General features: G+C 60.3%; 17 protein-coding genes, 1 tRNA gene and 1 other RNA gene. 15 read left to right on the plus strand and 4 right to left on the minus strand.

Features of this window, described 5'->3' with window-relative positions; translation table 11 throughout:
* Positions 1-76: 76 nt before the first annotated feature.
* The 9 genes from HMPREF1261_RS03245 (at position 77) to tgt (ending at position 11,862) form a co-directional block, all read left to right on the plus strand.
* A complete protein-coding gene (locus tag HMPREF1261_RS03245) occupies positions 77-1,948 on the plus strand; it encodes an HtaA domain-containing protein (protein ID WP_023029962.1) in 1,872 nt (623 codons plus the stop codon).
* A gap of 10 nt (positions 1,949-1,958) precedes the next feature.
* Positions 1,959-3,005, plus strand: a complete 1,047-nt coding sequence (locus HMPREF1261_RS03250) for a hemin ABC transporter substrate-binding protein (protein ID WP_023029963.1) — start codon at positions 1,959-1,961, stop codon at positions 3,003-3,005.
* Positions 2,986-4,035: an iron ABC transporter permease gene (locus HMPREF1261_RS03255; RefSeq protein WP_023029964.1), complete on the plus strand. Its 1,050-nt coding sequence runs from the start codon at positions 2,986-2,988 to the stop codon at positions 4,033-4,035. The genes HMPREF1261_RS03250 and HMPREF1261_RS03255 overlap by 20 nt, the downstream gene beginning before the upstream one ends.
* Positions 4,035-4,829: a heme ABC transporter ATP-binding protein gene (locus tag HMPREF1261_RS03260; RefSeq protein ID WP_023029965.1), complete on the plus strand. Its 795-nt coding sequence runs from the start codon at positions 4,035-4,037 to the stop codon at positions 4,827-4,829. The genes HMPREF1261_RS03255 and HMPREF1261_RS03260 overlap by 1 nt, the downstream gene beginning before the upstream one ends.
* Positions 4,822-5,937, plus strand: coding sequence for an HtaA domain-containing protein (locus tag HMPREF1261_RS03265; protein ID WP_023029966.1), 1,116 nt, complete (start codon positions 4,822-4,824; stop codon positions 5,935-5,937). Before HMPREF1261_RS03260 ends, HMPREF1261_RS03265 begins: the two co-directional genes overlap by 8 nt.
* Before the next feature lie 225 nt (positions 5,938-6,162).
* Positions 6,163-6,804: a heme oxygenase (biliverdin-producing) gene (locus HMPREF1261_RS03270; RefSeq protein WP_023029967.1), complete on the plus strand. Its 642-nt coding sequence runs from the start codon at positions 6,163-6,165 to the stop codon at positions 6,802-6,804.
* Positions 6,805-6,891: 87 nt separating this feature from the next.
* Positions 6,892-7,761: an HtaA domain-containing protein gene (locus HMPREF1261_RS03275; RefSeq protein ID WP_023029968.1), complete on the plus strand. Its 870-nt coding sequence runs from the start codon at positions 6,892-6,894 to the stop codon at positions 7,759-7,761.
* Positions 7,762-7,990: 229 nt separating this feature from the next.
* Positions 7,991-10,609 carry an MMPL family transporter gene (locus HMPREF1261_RS03280; protein WP_023029969.1) on the plus strand — a complete coding sequence of 873 codons (2,619 nt, stop codon included), beginning with the start codon at positions 7,991-7,993 and terminating at the stop codon, positions 10,607-10,609.
* Positions 10,606-11,862, plus strand: coding sequence for a tRNA guanosine(34) transglycosylase Tgt (gene tgt, locus HMPREF1261_RS03285; protein WP_023029970.1), 1,257 nt, complete (start codon positions 10,606-10,608; stop codon positions 11,860-11,862). The genes HMPREF1261_RS03280 and tgt overlap by 4 nt, the downstream gene beginning before the upstream one ends.
* Here tgt and HMPREF1261_RS03290 read toward each other — a convergent pair.
* Positions 11,838-12,521: a queuosine precursor transporter gene (locus HMPREF1261_RS03290; RefSeq protein WP_023029971.1), complete on the minus strand. Its 684-nt coding sequence runs from the start codon at positions 12,519-12,521 to the stop codon at positions 11,838-11,840. The genes tgt and HMPREF1261_RS03290 overlap by 25 nt on opposite strands.
* A gap of 33 nt (positions 12,522-12,554) precedes the next feature.
* Here HMPREF1261_RS03290 and gluQRS point away from each other — a divergent pair, with 33 nt between their 5' ends.
* Genes gluQRS through HMPREF1261_RS03305 form a run of 3 tightly spaced genes read left to right on the plus strand, consistent with a single transcriptional unit; the run spans position 12,555 to position 15,393 of the window.
* Positions 12,555-13,448 carry a tRNA glutamyl-Q(34) synthetase GluQRS gene (gluQRS, locus tag HMPREF1261_RS03295; RefSeq protein ID WP_023029972.1) on the plus strand — a complete coding sequence of 298 codons (894 nt, stop codon included), beginning with the start codon at positions 12,555-12,557 and terminating at the stop codon, positions 13,446-13,448.
* Positions 13,449-13,461: 13 nt separating this feature from the next.
* Positions 13,462-15,054 carry a sodium:proton antiporter gene (locus HMPREF1261_RS03300; protein WP_005276438.1) on the plus strand — a complete coding sequence of 531 codons (1,593 nt, stop codon included), beginning with the start codon at positions 13,462-13,464 and terminating at the stop codon, positions 15,052-15,054.
* A gap of 3 nt (positions 15,055-15,057) precedes the next feature.
* On the plus strand, positions 15,058-15,393 hold the full coding sequence (locus tag HMPREF1261_RS03305) for a hypothetical protein (RefSeq protein WP_023029973.1): 336 nt from the start codon (positions 15,058-15,060) through the stop codon (positions 15,391-15,393).
* On the opposite strand, the gene HMPREF1261_RS03310 is transcribed toward HMPREF1261_RS03305, so the two are convergent.
* The 3 genes from HMPREF1261_RS03310 to HMPREF1261_RS03320 form a co-directional block, all read right to left on the minus strand.
* The gene (locus HMPREF1261_RS03310; RefSeq protein ID WP_023016563.1) at positions 15,390-15,638 is read right to left on the minus strand and encodes a hypothetical protein; all 249 of its coding nucleotides are present in this window, start codon (positions 15,636-15,638) and stop codon (positions 15,390-15,392) included. The two genes, HMPREF1261_RS03305 and HMPREF1261_RS03310, sit on opposite strands and share 4 nt — an antisense overlap.
* Before the next feature lie 25 nt (positions 15,639-15,663).
* On the minus strand, positions 15,664-17,205 hold the full coding sequence (locus HMPREF1261_RS03315) for a molybdopterin-dependent oxidoreductase (protein ID WP_023029974.1): 1,542 nt from the start codon (positions 17,203-17,205) through the stop codon (positions 15,664-15,666).
* A 128-nt stretch (positions 17,206-17,333) separates the two neighbouring features.
* Positions 17,334-17,422 (minus strand) — tRNA-Ser (locus HMPREF1261_RS03320).
* A gap of 209 nt (positions 17,423-17,631) precedes the next feature.
* Between HMPREF1261_RS03320 and ffs the strand changes: the two genes are divergently transcribed.
* The 3 genes from ffs (at position 17,632) to HMPREF1261_RS03330 (ending at position 19,611) form a co-directional block, all read left to right on the plus strand.
* Positions 17,632-17,728: signal recognition particle sRNA small type (ffs, locus tag HMPREF1261_RS12365), an RNA gene on the plus strand.
* Positions 17,729-17,792: 64 nt separating this feature from the next.
* The gene (locus HMPREF1261_RS03325) at positions 17,793-19,064 is read left to right on the plus strand and encodes an aminotransferase class I/II-fold pyridoxal phosphate-dependent enzyme (protein WP_023029975.1); all 1,272 of its coding nucleotides are present in this window, start codon (positions 17,793-17,795) and stop codon (positions 19,062-19,064) included.
* A 22-nt stretch (positions 19,065-19,086) separates the two neighbouring features.
* Positions 19,087-19,611 (plus strand): suppressor of fused domain protein, encoded by a 525-nt coding sequence (locus tag HMPREF1261_RS03330; protein ID WP_023016566.1) that lies wholly within the window; start codon positions 19,087-19,089, stop codon positions 19,609-19,611.
* Positions 19,612-19,622: the final 11 nt, after the last annotated feature.

Raw genomic sequence — 19,622 nt, forward strand, 5'->3', positions numbered from 1 at the left:
AGAAAATTGGTCAGGATATGCTTACCTAAGTAAGCGTAGCCTATACATTCTTTTAGCGAGAAACAAGGTTCTTAACATGATTCGTAAACTGTGGAGGTCGGCCTTCGGCGTCATTGTCGCGGCGTTCCTCATGGCGGGATTCGCGCCGCTTCTATCTTCTACTCCGGTTGCCCACGCAGACGAGGCCTGCACATGGAATTGGGGCCTCAAGGAGTCATTCCGCAGCTACATCAAGGGAAATATTGCCCGCGGTGGTTGGGGTGCCAATGGCATTGGTTTTAAGGGGGACGAAACGGGCGATGGTGCGTTTGTCTTTACCGCGGGAAAGCCTGATGTCTCTGGTGGAAACGTCACGATTCCATTCAATGGCACGCTGAGCTTTAACGGCCATGAAGGAGTATTGGACATGACGATGTCGGACTTCAAGGTCAAGGCGTCTGGTAACCAGGCGAAGATCTCCGTGGACTATGTTTCCTACGAATTGAACCGGCAAGACTATAGCCGCGGTAAACAAATCAAAGGCGATGACGAAGTGATCGCCACCATCAATCTGGATAATCCGGTAAAAGACGGAGCTGAAAAGGTAGATTTGGCCGGCTCAACATCCCTGACCTCTGGTGGCGTAAAACTTTTCACTGGATTCTACAAAGAGGGTGAAGTCCTCGATCCGTCCTCCGGGACCATTGCGCTAGATGGTTCTTGCTCTGGCGGCTCTGGTTCCGGTGGCGGTTCGAAGCGCCCATTGACCTCTATCACGGGTTCCTTCACGGGCTTTAATAAGGAAGCCATGGACATCCTGTCTGAAACCAATGACACGATGAACGGGATTACTACGTTCATGGGCAATACCCAGGCATTCCTGGATGAGTTGGAGTCTTTCAACAGCAGGGGCGGATCGAACTCGAATTCGGGTGGCTCTACTTCGGGTACGTCGACCTCCACTGGCGGAAACTCGGCTTCTACTAACTCTGCATCGGGAAAATCGTCACCGAGTAACTCCGGTTCGGGCGGAGGCGGCGATGCTTCAGGAACTGGGAAAGCAGCGGGATCGGGTCCTGCGCAATCTGGATCCGCTAACTCCGGCGCCTCGGGCTCAGGTAATTCGGGCGCGGGTGCATCCGGCGGCGACGGTGCCGTCTGTGAAGCTACTGGTGTCACCCAAGCTACAGCACAGTGGGGCGTAAAGAAGTCCTTCCAGTCCTATATCACCGGCTCTATTGCGCAAGGCCGATGGGATCTATCTGGCGTGGGATATGAAAATGGTCGTTTCCAATTCACGGGTAACTCCGGCGCTGTAAAAGATAATGCGGGCTCCGTGCAATATGGCGGAAGCATCCAGTTCTCTGGCCACCACGGCAAGCTGGATCTGAACATTGCCAACTTGGAGATCACCTTCAACGGCAACTCTGGTGAACTCATTGGTGACGTGCATTCTTCCAATATGGAAGGCGAGAAGAAGGACTTCGGACGCACCGTCATTGGCAGCTTGAACTTTAGCTCCCTGGACGTTGGCTCCGATGCCGTATCTGGTGAAGCTTCAGTATCGCTTTCTGAAACCGGTTCTCACGCCTTCGCCGACTTCTATGAGCCGGGTCTTCAGTTGGATCCGCTGAGCTTCCACGCCACCTTGGGCGGAAGCGCTGATTGCGGCGCCGTATCTGGTGGCGGCGGTGCTAGCTCCGGTTCTGGGTCCGGTGGTGCCGGCGCGGGCGGAAACGGAAAGGGCGGCTCTGCTTCCAAGGGTGGCGCTCATGCCGCAGCCGGGGACGCAGCGCATGCTGGTGATTCCTCGCAGGGATACGAGGACGGATCGAACAAGTTCAAGATCAAGTCCGCCACGTCTCCCAGCGGAAACATGGATAACCCGACCACCTATCTACTGCTGTTCATCGTCGGATTGATCATTGCCGGTGGCTCCACCAGCCGCCTTGTCATGAACAACTCTTAGAAGGATTGCCGTGAAACTCGTTCTTCGTTTCCTCGTACCGCTCTTGTGCATCTTCAGCCTTACCGCCTGCGGTGTGCAGGGTAGCTACACGGATCAGCTGCCGGATCCCGCCGATCTCTCGGACCCCAGGTCCTTTGAGGGCGTCAGCGACGTCAAGGACTTTGATGATATCGAGCCGGTTACTGATAAGGCGGAGCCGGCGCTTCCGGTGGAGCTTACTGATGCCGATGGTTACGACGTCACCGTCACCGATGCCTCCCGCATCCTCGCGTTGGATATCTATGGCACCTATACCAAGACGCTCAGCGGCTTGGGGCTTGCAGATAATATTGTCGGCCGCACGGTGTCTTCCACCGAGCCCAACTTGGCAGACCTCCCAGTGGTGACCGAAGGCGGTCACAATATCAACGTGGAAGCGGTGCTGGAGCTGAATCCCACCCTTCTTATCGTGGATCATTCCATTGGCCCGCGCGATGCTATCGACCAGATTCGAGCGGCGGGTGTCACCACCGTGGTCATGGAACCCGAGCGCACCATTGACTCCGTGGGCGAAGACATCACCACGCTTGGCGATGCCCTTGGCTTGCCCGACGACGCACGCGAACTAGCCGATCGATCCAACAAGGAAATCGAAGAAGCAAGGGAAGCCATCAAGGAATTGGTTCCCGATGATCCGATGCGCATGGCGTTCCTGTACGCACGCGGAAACGGCGGCGTCTTCTTCATCATGGGTGAAGGCACTGGTGCTAAGGACCTGATTGAAGGCATTGGCGGCGTGGATCTGGCTGCGGAAAATAATCTTTCTTATGCAGAACCCGCTAACGCGGAGGCACTGGCCCGCATCAATCCAGAGGTGATCATCATGATGACCAATGGCTTGGAATCCACCGGCGGAATTGATGGCTTGCTGGATCGACCCGGCGTTGCTCAGACCACCGCAGGCCAGAAGAAGCGCATCGTGACCATTCCGGACGGTCAATCGCTGGCATTCGGTCCCATGACCGGGCAGACCCTGGTGAAGCTAGCAAAGGCTGTGTATGACCCAGACAATGAGTAAGGAGACGGATACCTTCGCCCGCCGGCGGACTCAGCGCACCTGGGTATTCCTACTGCTGGGGATCCTCACCGTTCTCGCGGGACTCATCTCCGTCGTGCTGGGGCAATACTATGTACCGCTGTCTGATCTCTTTCCCATTCTGGCAGCCGGGCACGCGCAGGATTCCTTGACCGCAAGCGTGGTGTGGGACATCCGCCTGCCGCGCTTGGTCTTAGGGCTCGTGGTTGGCGCAGCCTTGGGCGTTGCCGGCACGCTGATGCAAGCGGTATTCGCCAATCCCCTGGCAGAACCTTCCATTATCGGCGTTACCTCCGGTGCGGGCGTCGGTGCTGCCGTAGTCATCGTCTTTAATATCGAGTACTTCGGTACCTTCACCGTTCCCGCCGCGGCCTTCCTGACCGCGCTGCTGGTTACCTTCATTATCTATCAGCTGGCGCGCTACAACGGACGCGTGGCCGTGGTACACCTGATTCTCACCGGCATCGCCATCAATGCGGTATGCAACGCGATCATCTCTTTCATGGTGTACCTGGCACCGACCGCAAACCGCGAAGCAATCATCTTCTGGCAGATGGGTTCCCTCAACGGTTCGCAGTGGAAACACGTCTGGGCGGTACTTCCCATCGTGGTGGTAGGCCTCGCGGTGGCCCTGCGCCTGGGCAAGCAGCTGGACGTCCTCGCGCTCGGCGAGCGCGCCGCCGCGCACACCGGCGTAAACGTGCCGCGGCTGCGCATCGTGGCAATCGTGGCATCGGCAGTGCTGACCGCCGCGGCTGTTTCCTTTGCCGGCCTCATCGGCTTTGTGGGGCTTATCGTTCCCCACCTGTTGCGCAGCATCGTCGGGCCAGAAAACCGCATCCTACTGCCCGCCTCCGCCCTGGGCGGTGCCGTCCTCATTGGTTTCGCCGACGTGGCAGCGCGCACGATGATTCCCTTTGCGGATCTTCCCATCGGTATTTTCACTGCCCTGGTGGGCGGCCCAACGTTCTTCATCTTGCTGCGCCGCATGATGCGCAAAGGAGTGCGCTGATGATAAACGTCAAAGACTTAACCGTTCGCGTGGGGGAGCACATCCTCGTGGATCAGGTGTCCTTTACTGCCCAGGCGGGCGAAGTAACCGGACTTATCGGTCCGAACGGTGCCGGTAAATCCACGGTACTTGCCGCCGTAGCCGGAGACATCGATTATTCCGGCGAGATCACCGTGGGTGGACTATCCCCCAAGGCACCACCACGGGAGCTCGCGCGCACGCGTGCGGTAATGCTCCAGGACGTCTCGGTGTCCTTCGAATTCCTCGTCCGCGATGTCGTTGCGATGGGGCGTCGCCCTTGGGAGGGAACTGCCTACGCGGACCTTGACGATGCTTTTATTAACGCCGCCCTCGATACCGCCGGCGTCGCACACCTCGCGGGCCGAGACATCAGCACTCTGTCCGGCGGTGAGCGCGCCCGTGCTGCCTTCGCACGGGTGCTTGCCCAAAATACCCCGGTTATCTTGCTCGATGAGCCAACGGCCGCGCTGGATATCCGGCATCAAGAACAACTGCTGGGCTCAGTGAAAGCCCTTGCCCGCGAGGCCGGTGTTGCCGTTCTCGTGGTGCTCCATGACCTCAACGCTGCAGCTGCATATTGCGATCATGTCGTGTGCCTGTCGTGCGGGGGACTAGCAGCCCAAGGGCGCGTAGACGAGGTATTTACCGGTCGCACTTTGTCTCAGGTATATGACTGGCCTATTTCCGTCGACGGGCTGCGGGTACATCCACAACGTGCCACGCCCGCAATCAACCCACTCTTCTCACATCATTTGGAGGACTTCCATGTTTAAAAGAATCTTGGTCACCGCCCTTGCGGCGACAGCGCTGACCGTGCCGCATGCTTCTGCGGAAGAAACCTGCACCATCGACTCCGGCTCCTTAAATTGGGGCATCAAACACTCGTGGCGCAGCTACATCAAAGGCCCTATTGCCCAAGGTGACTGGACTACTACTGGCTCGGTTCAGGAAAACGGCGAGCCTGACAGTAAAGACTTCACCTTTGGATTTGATGTCGATCCTGAAAAATCGACGGTCACGGTAGATGAGCAGGGCAACGTGACCGCTTCTGAAATCAGGACCAAGGACTCTTCGATTACCTTCACCGGCCACCATGATGCGCTGTACTCCAATGTTAAGAGTCCTTTTGTAAAAACAACTGGGGATGAGGTTCGTCTTGGTAGTGGCTACGAAGCCTATTACGTCGAAGGCAAGCATATGACGCAGTACACTAAGGACGATCAAACCGAAGCCAATAAGCGTACTGGAGAAGGAGCATTTGCTCACGGTAAGGGACAATGGAAGAAGGAAGGTAACACGCTCACCCTCTCCACCGCTGATACTTCCTACGAGCGGCAACCAGGCACGACAGACAAAAAGGCCGAAGGCGTAGATGTACTCTTCATGGGAATTTATGGGCCTAAATATAGCCCCAAGGTTGATGAAGCTCAGCTGACCCTCAACGTTTCTCCAGATTGTGGTCAGAAGAAGAGTCCAGAGTCGGAGGATCAGCATAACCCGGAGGCCCCAGAAGCTCCGCAGGGCGAGGCACCATCGAAGAGTGAGGAAACGACCCAGAACGAGCCGGCTCCGCAGCCACCGGCGACCTCGCAGAGCCAAGCACCTTCGCAGAAGCCAGAAACTCCAAAGCATACAGAGTCTTCAGAGACTAAGAAGCCGGAACCTAAGAAGCCAGAATCCGATAAACCGGCGAATGAAGCTCCCGAAAAAGGGAAAGATCAGGGGAGTGCAGATGAACATTCTGCCTTTGGCTCTAAGTTCGCCAAGATTTGGAACTACATCTTGGGTGTGGTGACTATCGGTAGCATGTTCGCCATCTTGGGGCAGGCCTTTATAAAGTCTGGAGCCCTAGATAGTGTCCGTGCTCTTCTCCATCGATAAAAGTAACGGCCAATCGCTAAAAGTCTAAAAGCCTAAGCGATGCGCGCGGCGTCGGCAGTAAGTCCGGTGTCGCGCTTCTTTTTGTGGTAGTGCGCCACTCGTGACGCAGACGGTGGGTGGGAGGTAGTCCTTTCGGTTGATTTTTCTTCCCAGTCTTGTAATTAAGGGTTGCCTAACCTTAAATTGAATCTAGAACTTAGGTAAGCGTTACTTTGGAGGAAGTCAGTGACTGTTACTCTCAATAAGCCATTGTCTGCAGCGCTGCGCGAGGCAACTGCGCACGCTCACGAAAATGCAGAAGGCTCTGCGTTTATGCAGCGCCTCATGTCGGGACAGTTGAGCAGGGCGGCTGCAGCCGACCTGACCGGCCAGTTGTGGTTTGTCTATGAGTCGTTGGAGCGTGCCGTCCGCAGCGTGGCGCACACTCCGATCGGCAGCGCGGTGGCCGATCCACGTCTCGAACGGCGCTACGCACTGGAGGCGGACTTGGCGGCTCTGGTTGGTGGTGATTGGCGTGAAATGATCCGAATCTTGCCAGCTACTGCCGCCTATGTTGCGCGTTTGGAGGAGGTGTCCGGAAGCGCGGTAGAGGTCGTGGCCCATCACTATGTCCGTTACCTCGGGGATGTCTCCGGGGGGCAGGTCATTGCTGCGCGCTTAGGTGCACTCTATGACATTGAATCGGATGCGCTGAACTTCTATGACTTCACTGCCATTGGCAAGATTCCTCCGTATCGCAAGGGGTATCGCCAGCGTCTAGATAACCTTTCGCTGACTGCAGGGGAACGAGAGGTCTTGTTGTCTGAGGCACAGCGCGCGTTCGCTTTCAATTCGGGAGTTTTCGCAGAACTAGATGAGCGTCACTGATTTACTTTTTCTAATCAACTAACTAAAGTAAGCCTTGCCTAATATTTATAGGCAAGGCTTCACCAATGCTCTCAAGAGGAGAATCTCATGAAAACAACATCTGTTATTGCGGCCGGTGCGGTTGCACTCGGCACCTTTACGGTCCCTATGGCCACCGCGGCTGAGGCTCCGGCTGATGGTTCCACCGAGATCGCCGCTGTGGAATCCGGCCAACTGAATTGGCCGATCAAAGAATCTTTCATTCATCACTTGGGTACCCCGTTTGCTAAAGGTGTCATTACCCCGGCTGAAGGCGCAGAAAAGGTGGGCAAGGATTTCACCTTCCCCGTCGATGTAGCCGAGACCACCCTAGACGCCGATGGCAACGGAACAATTGGTACCAAGGGGTCTGTGCACCTTCAGGGCTATCCAGGGCTGGGGCCTAACGGTTCCTACGGTATGGACTTGATGTTTTCGGATATTAAGGTGGAAGTAAAAGGTCAAGATGCCACCATTACCGCGGACTATAAGCTTACCGGTGCTTCCGGCCCATTTAAGGACCAGCCTGTCGACCAATCCGGGGATGATGCTGCTATCTCTACCTTCAAGCTCTCCGAGCCTTTGGTGCCAGAGACCGGCAAGAGCTACGCCACAACCGATGCCCCGACCTCATTTACCCAGACTGGCTCTGACATCTTCTTGGGCAAGTACCCGGTGGGGCAGCCAGTAGATGATGCCGACACGGATCTCACCGTGGCCTTCGAGGGGGCTTCCGCGAGCGATAAGCCGTCTGGCCAGGTGCCCTCAGAAAACAAGCCCTCCGCAGAAAAACCTGCGACCGATGGTTCTTCCCTAGGAAGCTCTTCCTTCGGCAAGCTGGATGGGGCTATTGCGGCCATTCTCGAACGAGTGAAGAAATTCGGCTCCTTCTTTTCTAACCTCGTTCTTCCCGGCTTGAACCTGGCAAAGTACGTTTAAACAGCGAGCGCTCTCTCGCGGTTGCATCGTCTAAGCCGCTCCGCCGTGGTCGCCCAGTCTAGTCTTTGACTGCACCGGGTGGCCACGGTTCTTTTTGGGGCGGCCGCCTTGGCATCGTCTGTGAATACGGGCTGTATGGCGGCTAAGTAATAGGGAATAAGGGGCACGGCAACTACACTAGGGCGAAGTTAAATCCGTCCGACTACGCGAATGCGAAGGTACATTTCCCGTGGCTAAACTCCTCTACCGGCTCGGGCGCTGGTCATTCCTTAATAAATGGAAGGTCATCGTCACCTGGGTGGTCCTGCTGGCTGCCGCCGGCGGCGCTACCGCCTTGTTGATGAAACCGATGACGAGCGAGTTCGCTATCAAAGGCACCCCGTCCATCGACGCCACCTACAAGACGATGGACCTCTTCCCGGAAGGCGGCAATCCCGCCAACTCGCCGTCGGTGAACCTGGTCTTCAAGGCCCCGGAGGGCCAAAAGCTTTCGGATCCCGCCAATGACAAGACCATCAACGCGGTCATTTCCCACCTCGAGGACAACCTGGAGATGGGCGATACCATGCGCTTTGGCAACCCCCTTGAGGTCTCGCCGCGGCTGCAGGACGAGGTCATCCACCAGTTCACGGAGATGGGGCTGCCGGAATCATCCGCGCGTGCCGATGCCGATAACCTCGCCATGGTCAACGAAGACGAGACCATTGCCTATACCACCTTCAACTTCGATGCCGAATCGCCCTATAGCGTGGAACAGGCCGATAAGGACATCGTGACGGAAGCGATGGATATTGGCAGGCAGCAGGGGCTTACCGTTGAGGCCGGCGGTGCCGGGTTTGGCGATGAGATTCGGGTCAATTCCACCTCCGAGGTCATCGGCCTGGGCGTGGCCTTCCTCGTGCTCATCTTTACCTTCGGTTCCCTGGTCGCCTCCGGAATGCCGTTGATTTCGGCCGTCATCGGGGTTGGCCTGGGCGCATGCGGCATGATGATTACCACGCACTGGATCGAGCTCAATAACATGACGCCGGTGCTGGCCATCATGATTGGCTTGGCGGTGGGCATCGACTATGCGCTGTTTATCCTGTCCCGCTACCGCGCCGAGCGGGCCCGCATGTCCGCCCCAGAGGCCGCCGGTATGGCGGCAGGAACGGCGGGCTCTTCCGTGGTCTTCGCCGGCACCACCGTCTTTACCGCGCTTTTTGCCCTGCTCATTGCGCGCATCGAATTCCTCACCGCCATGGGGCTTTCCGCCGCGGCCACCGTGGCCATCGCCGTCCTGGTCTCCCTCACGCTCATCCCCGCGATGCTCGGACTTTTGGGGGACAAGGCATTTGCCGGCCGCATCCCCGGCGTGGCCGGCAATTCTTCCCGCAAGGGCAAGGCGCGCCGCGGCCCGACCATGGGCAATCGCTGGGTACGGCTGGTACAAAAGGTGCCCGGCTTGGCGATGGCCCTCGTCGTCCTCTCCCTCGGCGCCATGACCGCCCCCGTGCTCCACATGGATTTGGCGCTGCCTGCCGATACCACCTCGAATCCCGATACCACCCAGCGCAAGGCCGCCGACCTGCTGGCCGAGGGCTTCGGCCCCGGTATCAACGGGCCGTTCCTCGCGGTTGTCGATGCCCACACCATCAACGCCGATTCCGCCGCGCTCGCCCCATTGGTGGCGGCCCAGGGCGGAAACGACGACGCCGAAGCAGGCGCCGGCGATGAGCCCGCCGAAGGCCCTGCCGAGCACCCGGCCGACCAAGCGCCTGAGCCCGCGCCCAACGAAGCGCCCGACCAGCCAGGCGAACAACCGGCAGAACAGCCCGGTGAGCACCCCGCGGACCACCCCGGCGAACAACCCGCGGAGCCGGATATCGCCCCCGTAGCCGATGTCGAGGACAAAGAAAACGCCGCTGCGCCAAAGAGTGCCGAAGATAAGGCGGCGCTCGCGTCCTTCCTCTACACCGCGGATCAATTGAAGACGCTCGGCGGGGTAAAGCACGCGCAAATCGTTTCGCTCAGCGATGACCAGCGCGCGGCACAAATCATGGTGACCCCGGAGACCTCGCCGACGGAGGCAGCAACCATCGATGTCGCGCACGCCCTGCGCTCTGCCACGAAGCAAATCGAAGGCACCACCGGCACCGAAGTTGGCCTGACGGGCCTGACCGCCGTGCAGCTGGACATCACCGAGCGCCTGCGCGATGCGATGGCGCCGTACCTCAGCATCGTAGTGGGACTTGCGATCGTGCTGCTGCTCGTCGTCTTCCGCTCCCTCCTGGTGCCACTGGTGGCGGGCTTGGGCTTCCTGCTTTCGGTTGGCGGCGCGTTCGGCCTGACGGTGCTGGTATGGCAAGACGGCCTGTGGGGCCTCGTCCCGGGCCCTGGCCCGCTGCTATCGTTCATGCCGATCTTCCTCATCGGCGTGACCTTCGGCCTGGCCATGGATTACCAGGTCTTCCTAGTCACCCGCATGCGCGAGCACATCGCGCGGCATCCGAAGGGCACGTCGGGGCCCTACAATGCCGTCGACGAGGCCACCATCACCGGCTTTACCCAGGGCGCGCGCGTGGTGACGGCCGCGGCCATCATCATGATTTCGGTCTTCGTGGCCTTTATCAACCAGCCGCTGCCGTTCATCCAGATCTTCGGCTTTGCCTTGGCGGCGGGCGTGCTTTTCGATGCCTTCTTTGTCCGCATGACCCTCGTCCCCGCCTCCATGTTCCTCATGGGCCGCGCTACGTGGTGGATGCCCAAGTGGCTGGATAAGATTCTGCCCACCGTAGACATCGAAGGCACCGCGCTTGAGGAAGAATGGGAAGCGAAGGCCAGGGAAGAAGAGGAAGAAAAGGAATGAAGGACTTAAGTTTCGACATCGATAAGCGCCTGCCCGAAGGCCCCGGCAAGCATGGCCGCAGCGGCGTTATCCACACCCCGCACGGCGATATCGCCACCCCGGCGTTCATCCCGGTGGCAACCAAGGCCACGGTGAAGACGTTGACGCCGGAGCAGATTCGCGCCACCGGAACGCAGGCCATTTTGTCCAATGCCTATCACCTCTACCTGCAGCCGGGCCACGACATCGTGGACGAGGCCGGCGGCGTGGCGAAATTCGAGAACTGGCACGGGCCGACCTACACCGATTCCGGCGGATTCCAGGTGATGTCTTTGGGCGTGGGCTTTAAAAAGGTCATCGCCATGGACTTGGCGGATCTCACCGAAAAGGATATTCGCGCCGCGAAAAGGGAGCGCATGGCCAAGGTGGATGAGGAAGGCGTGGACTTTCGCTCGATTATCGATGGCTCCAAGCACCGCTTTACGCCCGAAAAGTCCATGCAGATTCAGCATGGGCTGGGCGCGGACATCATGTTCGCCTTCGACGAGCTGACTACGCTCATTGATTCGCGCACTTACCAGGAAGAATCCGTCGCCCGCACGCACCGGTGGGCGCAGCGGTGCCTGGAGGAACACGACCGGCTTACCCGCGAGCGCTACCACCGCCCGAAGCAATCGCTGTGGGGCGTGGTGCAGGGCGCGCAATACGAGGACCTGCGCCGCCAGGCCACCCGCGGCCTCTTGGACCTAGACCGAGCCGCGCGGGAGAAGGGCCAGCGCGGTTTCGGCGGTTTCGGCATCGGCGGCGCGCTGGAAAAGCAGAACCTCGGCACCATCGTGGGCTGGGTCTGCGATGAACTGCCGGACGATAAACCGCGCCACCTTCTCGGCATCTCCGAGCCCGATGACATCTTCACCGCGGTCGAAGCCGGCGCCGATACCTTCGACTGCGTCGCGCCGACTCGCTTGGCCCGCCGCGGCGGCGTCTACACGCTCGATGGCCGCCTCAACCTCACCAATGCGCGGTTCAAGCGGGACTTTAAGGGTGTAGACGAGGAGTTCGGCGGCTACGTGACGGAGAACTACTCGCGCGCCTACTTGCACCACCTGCTCAAGGCGAAGGAATTTTTGGCCGGCACGCTGTGCACCATCCACAACGTGGAATTCATGGTGCGGCTAGTAGATAATATCCGTGCCGCCATCAACGGCGGCTACTACGAGGACTACCGCGATGAATTCCTGGGCCGCTACTACGCGGCGTCGAAGGCGCGGTAATCCTCGCGCTTTTTCACCAGCTTGATAACAGTGGAGGTAATGGGCAAGAGGACGACCTCAATCAGCGTCTTCCACACAAAGCCCACCACCACGTAGTTGATGAACCCGCTGGTGGTGTCGATGCCGATGACGGGCGCGGCGATGGCGCAAAACAGCAAGGTATCGCCAAACTCGCCCACCACGGTGGAGGCGATCAGCCGGGAGAAAAGGCCCTTTTCGCCGCTGCGCTTCTTCATTGCGGTCAGCGTCCACGCGTTGAGCAGCTGGCCCACCAGGTAGCCGGCCAGGGAGGCCAAAACGATGCGCGGCACCAGGCCCAGCGTGGCGGCGAAGGCCTCCTGGCCCTCATAGAAATCCGCCGCGGGCAGCCAGATGGCGATGTAGAAACACACCACGGCGAGCAGGGCCATCGCAAAGCCGATGTAGATGGCGCGCCGGGTGGACTTGAAGCCGTAGCACTCGGACAAAACATCGCCGACGATATAGGCCAGCGGGAAGAGGAAGAAGGCGCCGTCGGTCACGAGCGGGCCGAGCTGGACGCCCTTGGTGGCGTTGATATTAGAAATCAAAAACGTCACGACGAAAATCGTGACGAGCCAGGGATAGAGAGTGGAATGAACAGGGATGAAGCGCACTTGAGAGGAGGGGGATTTTTCCATGCCCACTATTGTGCCAAACCGTATGCTGGGAATATGAATTCCGCGACCACCGGGGCGGGCCGCTATGCCCCGAGCCCTTCCGGCGATCTGCACTTTGGCAACCTGCGCACGGCGCTTCTGGCGTGGCTCTACGCGCGCTCGACGGGGCGCAGGTTTGTGGTGCGGGTGGAGGACATCGACAAGCAGCGCTCCTCCCGCGCGGCGGCCGAGCGCCAGCTCGCGGACCTTGCGGCCTTGGGGCTGGAGTGGGACGGCGAGGTCATCTACCAGCAGGATCGCGATGCCGCCTACGCCGCGGCGCTCCAGAAGCTGCCGGTCTACGAGTGCTACTGCTCGCGCAAGGATATCCGCGAGGCCTCCCGCGCCCCGCATGCCATCCCCGGCCAGTATCCGGGCACCTGCCGTGCGCTTTCCGATGCCCAACGTGCCACCAAACGCGCCCAGCTCGCCGCCGAGAATCGCCAACCGGCGCTGCGCCTGCGTGCCGATGTCTCCACCTTCACCATCCACGACGCGCTGCACGGCGACTACACCGGTGACGTCGATGACTTCATCCTGCGCCGCGGCGGGCAGGACGGCGGCTGGGCCTATAACCTGGCAGTGGTTGTGGATGATGCCTACCAGGGCATCGACCAGGTGGTCCGCGGCGACGATCTCTTATCCTCCGCCCCGCGCCAGGCCTACCTGGCCTCGCTATTGGGGATTGCACCGCCGACCTACGTGCACGTGCCGCTGGTTCTGAATGCTGCGGGCAAGCGCCTGGCCAAGCGCGATGGCGCGGTGACGATGCGGGATATGGGGGAGCAGAGGGGCATCGTCAAGCAGCTGGCGCAGTCTTTGGGCTATGAGGCGGAGACCGCCGCCGAGCTCCTCGCGCAATTCCGGCCGGAGGAATTGAGCCGCGAGCCGTATATTTGGCGTCCGTAATATTATCGAGCCCATGGAAGTTTTATTGGTTCTCATCGGGCTCATGCTGCTGACCGTCTTCGTCGTTGCGATCGGCGATAGGGTCGGGCTGCCCTGGCCCGCGCTGCTGACGATTATTACCGCCTGCGCCGTTTTCGTGCCGGGGCTGCCGCAATTCGACATCCCCACCGAGCTCATCCTTCCCATCTTCTTGCCGCCGCTGTTGTGGGCGCTGGCGCGGCGCACGTCCTGGGGCGTGATTCGCGGGCAGTGGGTGACCATCCTGAGCCTGTCCGTGCTGCTTGTCGTCGCCACCACCCTCGCCGTGGGCGCGACCGCCTACGCATTCCTGCCAGGAATTAGCATCGCCGCCGCCATCCTCATCGGCGCGGCCATCGCCCCGCCGGACCCCGTGGCTGTGGATGCGGTGGCCGAGCCCGCCGGCATCCCGCGCCGCATCATCACCACGCTGCAAACGGAGGGGCTGTTTAACGATGCCGCCTCCATCGTCGCCTTCCACCTTGCGCTCGCCGCCGTGACCCAGGGCGGGGATATTTCCTTTGGCAGCGGCGTGCTGAGCTTCCTTTATTCGTCCGTCGTCGCGCTTGCCATTGGCTGGCTCATCGGGCGGCTGACGGCGCTGTTTATTACACACGTCCACGATGTGGTCGCGCGCAATGCTTTGACCTGGGTGGTTCCTTTTGCCACCTTCCTCGTGGCCGAGGAGCTGGAGGCCTCTGGTGTTATCGCCGTGGTCATCGCCGCCGTCGAGCTCAACTCGCGCGCCGATATCCAGGCCGAGGACCGGCTTTCCGGCCAGTCTTTCTGGGAGACCATGGAGCTGCTGTTTACCGGTGTCGCCTTTGGCCTTATCGGGCTGACGGTTAATACCGCCATCGCGGAGGTCGGCTCGGATTTGTGGCACTCCGTCATGGTCGGCGTGATCCTTTCGCTGGTGGCCTTCGTGGTGCGTTTTGTGTGGATGTTCTTCTACTACCGCCTCAACGTCTCGCGCGGGCGCCCGCACGTTGCCCCGCTGCGGATGCAGGAGGTGCTGCTGATGACCTGGTCCGGCATGCGCGGCCTGGTGACCTTGGCGCTGGTTTTGTCCATTCCCACCGGCGTCTTCGCCTTCCACCACGAGCTGGCCGTTATCGCCCTGACCGTCCTGCTGGTCACCATGGTGCTGCCCGGCCTGCTGCTGCCGTGGTTGATGCGGCAGCTCGATCTCACCGAGGCCTCGCAGGCCGCCAACGATAAGATGCGCGCCGCGGTGGTTTCGCGGGCGCGCGCCGCCAGCATCGATGCGCTATCGCAATTCCGCCCCGAGGACGATGCCACCGGCGAGGCCGAAACGGTCGATCCGGAAATTTCCGCCAACGTCATCCAGTGGTTCGAGGACCGCCTGGGCGATGGCGAAAACCCCGCTGAGAATAACGACGAGCGCAAGCAGCGCGCCGAGGAGGCCCGCCGTGTCGCGCTGGAGGCCCGCCGCACCGCGCTCAACGCCGCCCAGAGCGAGCTCCTAGCCCTGCGCAAGGATCGGGCCTTCAATCCGGCCATCGTGGATGAGATACTGGAAGAGATCGACCGCATGGTCATCGGCACCAATCACCGGGAGATTTAGCTCATGGACCCACGACACTATGCCGAGCTCGAGGACGCGATGGACTACCTCTACGATTTCCTCGATGAGGACTTAGCGGACCGCGTGCGCGCCGAGCGCGAGTTCGTTCCGGCGGGCTTAGAAAGCTTGCTTGCCGATGACTCCCTCGACGACTACGTCTGGCTCTGGATCAAGGATTCCGGGCCGAATGGCTTCCGGCAGTACCTGCGCGATGGCGGTTATTCCGAGGCCGAGGTGCGCCAGACCTTTGCCTGGGCGCGCAGCGAGTGGGGCATGAATACCCCACCGCATATCGCGTGGCTTAAAGAGGACGGCTACGAGCCGCCGCGCATCGACTAGGCGAGGCGGTACGGCCCCGCCTTGCGCACCGCCGCATCGATGACTTCTGGGTTCACCGTGACGGACTCGGAGTGCTTGATGACGACATCCGCGGTGGCCTCCCCGGTCATCTCGAAGGTGGCTTGGCCCATTCCCGTATCGGCAAAGATGCCGTAGAGCTTTTGCAGGCACTTGCGTACGTCATTGTCGTTGCGGACGCCTTCGATGGCGATGCGGGTTTCGGTGACAGAAGATTTATCGGTCATAGAAACAGATTCTAATCCTTCGATGCTAGATGCGGCCGTTGAAGGCCTGGAGCGCGGAATCCTCGCGGGTGCCGCCGCGGCCATCGCCGTAGTCGGCGTAATCACCAATCCAGGCAATGCGCGATACCCACTTCACGGCCTTATACCCGTGGTTCGACTCCACGCGGGCGCGCACTGGGGCGCCCAAGTGCAGATCGATGTCCTGGTCATTGCGCGAAATCGCCAAAATGGACTGATCTTCCATGGCGGTCTCGATATCGAAGGCCGCGTAGAAAGGCTCGCGCGGGCGGTTATCGTACATCTTTTGCGCCAAGCCATAGGACTCGATGAGCACGTAGTTGGCGCCTTCGGGGCGGGGGCAGAGTAGCTCGAGGACATCGGCAAGCTTGGGCCCTCCCCACTTGGAGGTCGCCGACCACCCCTGCATGCAGGTATGCGTGGCGATGTAGGACGTCTGCGGCAGCTCCCGCAACTGCTCAAGGGTGACGGTCTTTTCGGTGCCGTTGACATCATCGGCCACGGTAATGGCGTAGTTCTCCCAGCCATTGCGCTTGTACTCGGTCCACTCCGGGGACTCCTTCTCCGTCGGCGGCAGGCCGTTGGTCCAGTGGAAGGAGGAAATGGGCATCGGCGAGTCCTTGGTCTCCTTGGGCTTGCGCGGGTGGAAGTGGTTCAGCGAAAGCTTGCGGCCGATTTCGGTGAACGAGACCAAGAAATTATGCGCCCGGGCGCGGTCCGCCAAGGTCCAGTAGGACAGGGCAATCCAGAAGATGATGACCGCCACGATGGTGATGACCACGGTGGTAAAGGCCTGCATGTAGCGCTCGGTGGAAACGTCGCCGAAGACGATGTGGACCATGTTGTGCTCGCGGTGCACGAAGAAGACCAGCACCACGTGGACCAGGATGAACGCGGACATCAAGACCATGCCGATAAAGTGCAGCGACCGCGCGCCCTGGTGGCCGCCCAGCATCTTCACGAACCACGGGAAACGCACGCGGATGGCCGGCGACATGCCCAGACCGGTCACCATCATGAAGGGCGCGACGATGAAGATGACGAAGGCGTAGGCAAGCTGCTGGAGGGCATCGTAGGGCGTGAAGTGCTCGATGCCGGGGGCGCTGAGGCTGATATAGACCTTGAAGGTATCCCACGCCTCCGGGATGATGTCCCAGGACGTGGGGATGAGGCGCTGCCACAGGCCAGTGGCAAAGAGCAGCACGACGTACACCAGGCCATTGAGGACCCACAGCATGACCGAAAGGCCGTGCCAGTGGCGGCCCAGGCCAATGTTTTCGCGGCCCGGTAGCGCCACGACCGGTGACCACGAAAGCTCGTCCATCAAAGAGGTATATACGCCCTCTTCCTTGGGCAGCTTGCGCTTGGTAAATCGCAGCCATTCGGTGCCAGGGGCGCAGTCATTGCGCCACCACAGGCGCGGCATGGAAGAAAGCATTTCCAGCCCGGAGCGCAAGAGCATGCCGATGAGTACAAAGTTGATGAGGTGCGTCGCGCGAAGCCACAAAGGAAAATCGGGGTTTTCGCCGAGAGCCAAGACATAGTCCATGGGGAGAGCGTCCTAGTGAGATAATTTATGGGGAAAGGAACTATCTCTATTTTGACGGGTTTTCACGGATTAAACAAGCAGGCTGTAGATATGTGAAAAACCCGACTCTTTCGAGCCGGGATTTCCAGTGGCGGAGGATGTGGGATTTGAACCCACGAGGGGCGTGAACCCCGCACGCGTTCCAGGCGTGTGACATAGGCCGCTAGTCGAATCCTCCGAGAAGAAACATTAGCAGCTGTGGCAATTAGAATGCCAATCGCCTGGTCAGTACCGATTTTTGGGCAATTATTGGGTTTCGGTAGGGCAGGACCCGGCGCTCACCGAACTGCTGCCGCTTGCCGATGCCCCCACAGCCTTCCGCCTCGCCCCAAGCGATGTCGGGCGGCGGTGTATTTGGCTTATGCGGGCCGTGGGCGTTAAGGTAAAGACAGGATTCCGCGTGGCGTCCATCCTCTGAACTCCCCCAGGGCAGGAATGCAGCAAGGGTCAGGAGGCTCTGACGGGTGCGCGGGGTCCCTTTTTTGTGCAGGGTGCGTTAGTATTGGTGGCTAAACGTCGCACCACACTATGGAAGGTAAGACATACTAATGTCGCTTCTCACTCTGGAATCGTCCGCCTTGGCAGAACTTGCCGCGAAAGTCCGCGAAGAATATGCGGGACTGAAGGCAAAGGGCCTCAAGCTGGATTTGACCCGTGGCAAGCCTTCGAAGGCGCAGCTCGATCTCTCCAATGCGCTGTTGTCGCTGCCGGGTGAGGGAAACTATACCGATTCTGAAGGCGCTGACCTGCGCAACTACGGCAACCTGAAGGGCGTGAAGAAGCTGCGTGAGCTGTGGGGCGAGTTAATCAATATTGACCCAGAGCTCTTGCTGGCAGGCGATAGCTCCTCGCTCAACATCATGTTCGACCTAATTTCTTGGTCCTATACCTTCGGCACCAATGATTCGCCGCGCCCGTGGAGCGAGGAAGAAACCGTCAAGTGGATCTGCCCGATCCCCGGCTATGACCGGCACTTTGCCATCACGGAGCTCTTTGGCTTCGAGCTGGTGACGGTGCCGATGGAAGACGACGGCCCGGATGTCGAGGCCATCGCTAAGCTCGCCCAGGACCCACAGGTCAAGGGCATGTGGCTCATCCCCATGTTCTCCAACCCCACCGGCGTACTTATCTCGGAGGACAAGACCCGCCGCCTGGCGGAAATGGACACCGCGGCGCCTGATTTCCGCATCGTGTGGGATAACGCCTATGCAGTACACACGCTGACAGAGGAGTTTCCGGAAGTCTTGCCGGTGCTGGACATCGCCAAGCAGGGCGGGCACCCCAACCGCTTCTGGGCCATGTCCTCGAGCTCCAAGGTCACCTTTGCGGGCTCCGGCGTGAGCTTTTTCGGATCCTCGGCAGACAACCTCGACTGGTACCTGGAGCACGCGGGCATCCGCGGCATCGGGCCGAATAAGATTAACCAGTTCGCCCACGCCGAGTTCTTTGGCTCCGCAGAAGGCGTGCGCGAGCTGATGCGCCGCCACGCCGAGCTGTTGGCGCCGAAGTTTGCCGCCGCGCGCCGCATTCTGGATGAGCGCCTAGGTGAGTACGGCGTCGCGGAATGGACCGACCCGGAGGGCGGCTACTTCATCTCCATGGACGTCGTCGACGGCACCGCCACCCGCGTGTGGGAGCTGGCCAAGGATGCCGGCATCGTGCTCACCAAGGCGGGCGCCGCCTACCCGCACGGCCGCGACGAGAATGACCGCAATATTCGCCTTGCGGTGTCGCTGCCGCCGCAGGAGGAAATCGAGGAAGCCATCGACGGCGTTGCCACCTGCGTGCTCCTGGCGGCCATCGAAAAGGCGGAGGGCTAAAATCAACGCCGACGAATCCGCCGTGTGGCTCAGCGAGGTCATCCCGGCTCCCCTGGAGTTCCGGTACGTCGACGGGCGCAGGCTGGGTTTAGCCACGCTTGCCGATGCCCAATCCCTCGCCCTCACCACCACCTTCAACGACGTCGATACCGGCCTGCGCAGCGATGCCGAAGGCCTGGATGTGCGCTGCGAACTCGTCACTGTAGCGCGCGTGGGCCAGCCCGAAGTCGCCGCTGCAGTGGGGGCTGCCGCCGCGAAGCTGGAGAAGGCGGGCGGCCTCTTGCCCGCGCAACCCGGCGTCTTGCTACCATCTCTTCTTGATCTCCCCGGCGAGCCGTCCGTGCACCACGGGCTGCTCATCGCCCCGTACCTCTGGGGCGGGCAGACGCCGCAATACCGCGAGGATGACCGCCTGACGCTCGTGCTGCAGCTGGTCATGCTGACGGATGCGGAATATGCGTTTGGGGTGGAAGAGGGCGTCGGCAAGCTGCAGGAAGCCGTGGCCGAGCAGGGCATTGACCTGCTGGACTGGTCGCGCGAGGGTTAGCCGGTAAACTG

This window comes from Corynebacterium sp. KPL1818, from assembly GCF_000478135.1.
In the GTDB taxonomy this organism is placed as follows: Bacteria; Actinomycetota; Actinomycetes; order Mycobacteriales; family Mycobacteriaceae; genus Corynebacterium; species Corynebacterium accolens.

What these genes read in the sequence shown, in the direction of transcription:
- HMPREF1261_RS03275 (WP_023029968.1), top strand. Translation starts at nt 6,892, where the DNA reads ATGAAAACAACATCTGTTATTGCGGCCGGTGCGGTTGCACTCGGCACC.
- HMPREF1261_RS03325 (WP_023029975.1), top strand. Translation starts at nt 17,793, where the DNA reads ATGTCGCTTCTCACTCTGGAATCGTCCGCCTTGGCAGAACTTGCCGCG.
- HMPREF1261_RS03265 (WP_023029966.1), top strand. Translation starts at nt 4,822, where the DNA reads ATGTTTAAAAGAATCTTGGTCACCGCCCTTGCGGCGACAGCGCTGACC.
- HMPREF1261_RS03245 (WP_023029962.1), top strand. Translation starts at nt 77, where the DNA reads ATGATTCGTAAACTGTGGAGGTCGGCCTTCGGCGTCATTGTCGCGGCG.
- HMPREF1261_RS03300 (WP_005276438.1), top strand. Translation starts at nt 13,462, where the DNA reads ATGGAAGTTTTATTGGTTCTCATCGGGCTCATGCTGCTGACCGTCTTC.
- HMPREF1261_RS03310 (WP_023016563.1), bottom strand. Translation starts at nt 15,638, where the DNA reads ATGACCGATAAATCTTCTGTCACCGAAACCCGCATCGCCATCGAAGGC.
- HMPREF1261_RS03260 (WP_023029965.1), top strand. Translation starts at nt 4,035, where the DNA reads ATGATAAACGTCAAAGACTTAACCGTTCGCGTGGGGGAGCACATCCTC.
- HMPREF1261_RS03255 (WP_023029964.1), top strand. Translation starts at nt 2,986, where the DNA reads ATGACCCAGACAATGAGTAAGGAGACGGATACCTTCGCCCGCCGGCGG.
- tgt (WP_023029970.1), top strand. Translation starts at nt 10,606, where the DNA reads ATGAAGGACTTAAGTTTCGACATCGATAAGCGCCTGCCCGAAGGCCCC.
- HMPREF1261_RS03315 (WP_023029974.1), bottom strand. Translation starts at nt 17,205, where the DNA reads ATGGACTATGTCTTGGCTCTCGGCGAAAACCCCGATTTTCCTTTGTGG.
- HMPREF1261_RS03290 (WP_023029971.1), bottom strand. Translation starts at nt 12,521, where the DNA reads ATGGAAAAATCCCCCTCCTCTCAAGTGCGCTTCATCCCTGTTCATTCC.
- HMPREF1261_RS03305 (WP_023029973.1), top strand. Translation starts at nt 15,058, where the DNA reads ATGGACCCACGACACTATGCCGAGCTCGAGGACGCGATGGACTACCTC.
- gluQRS (WP_023029972.1), top strand. Translation starts at nt 12,555, where the DNA reads ATGAATTCCGCGACCACCGGGGCGGGCCGCTATGCCCCGAGCCCTTCC.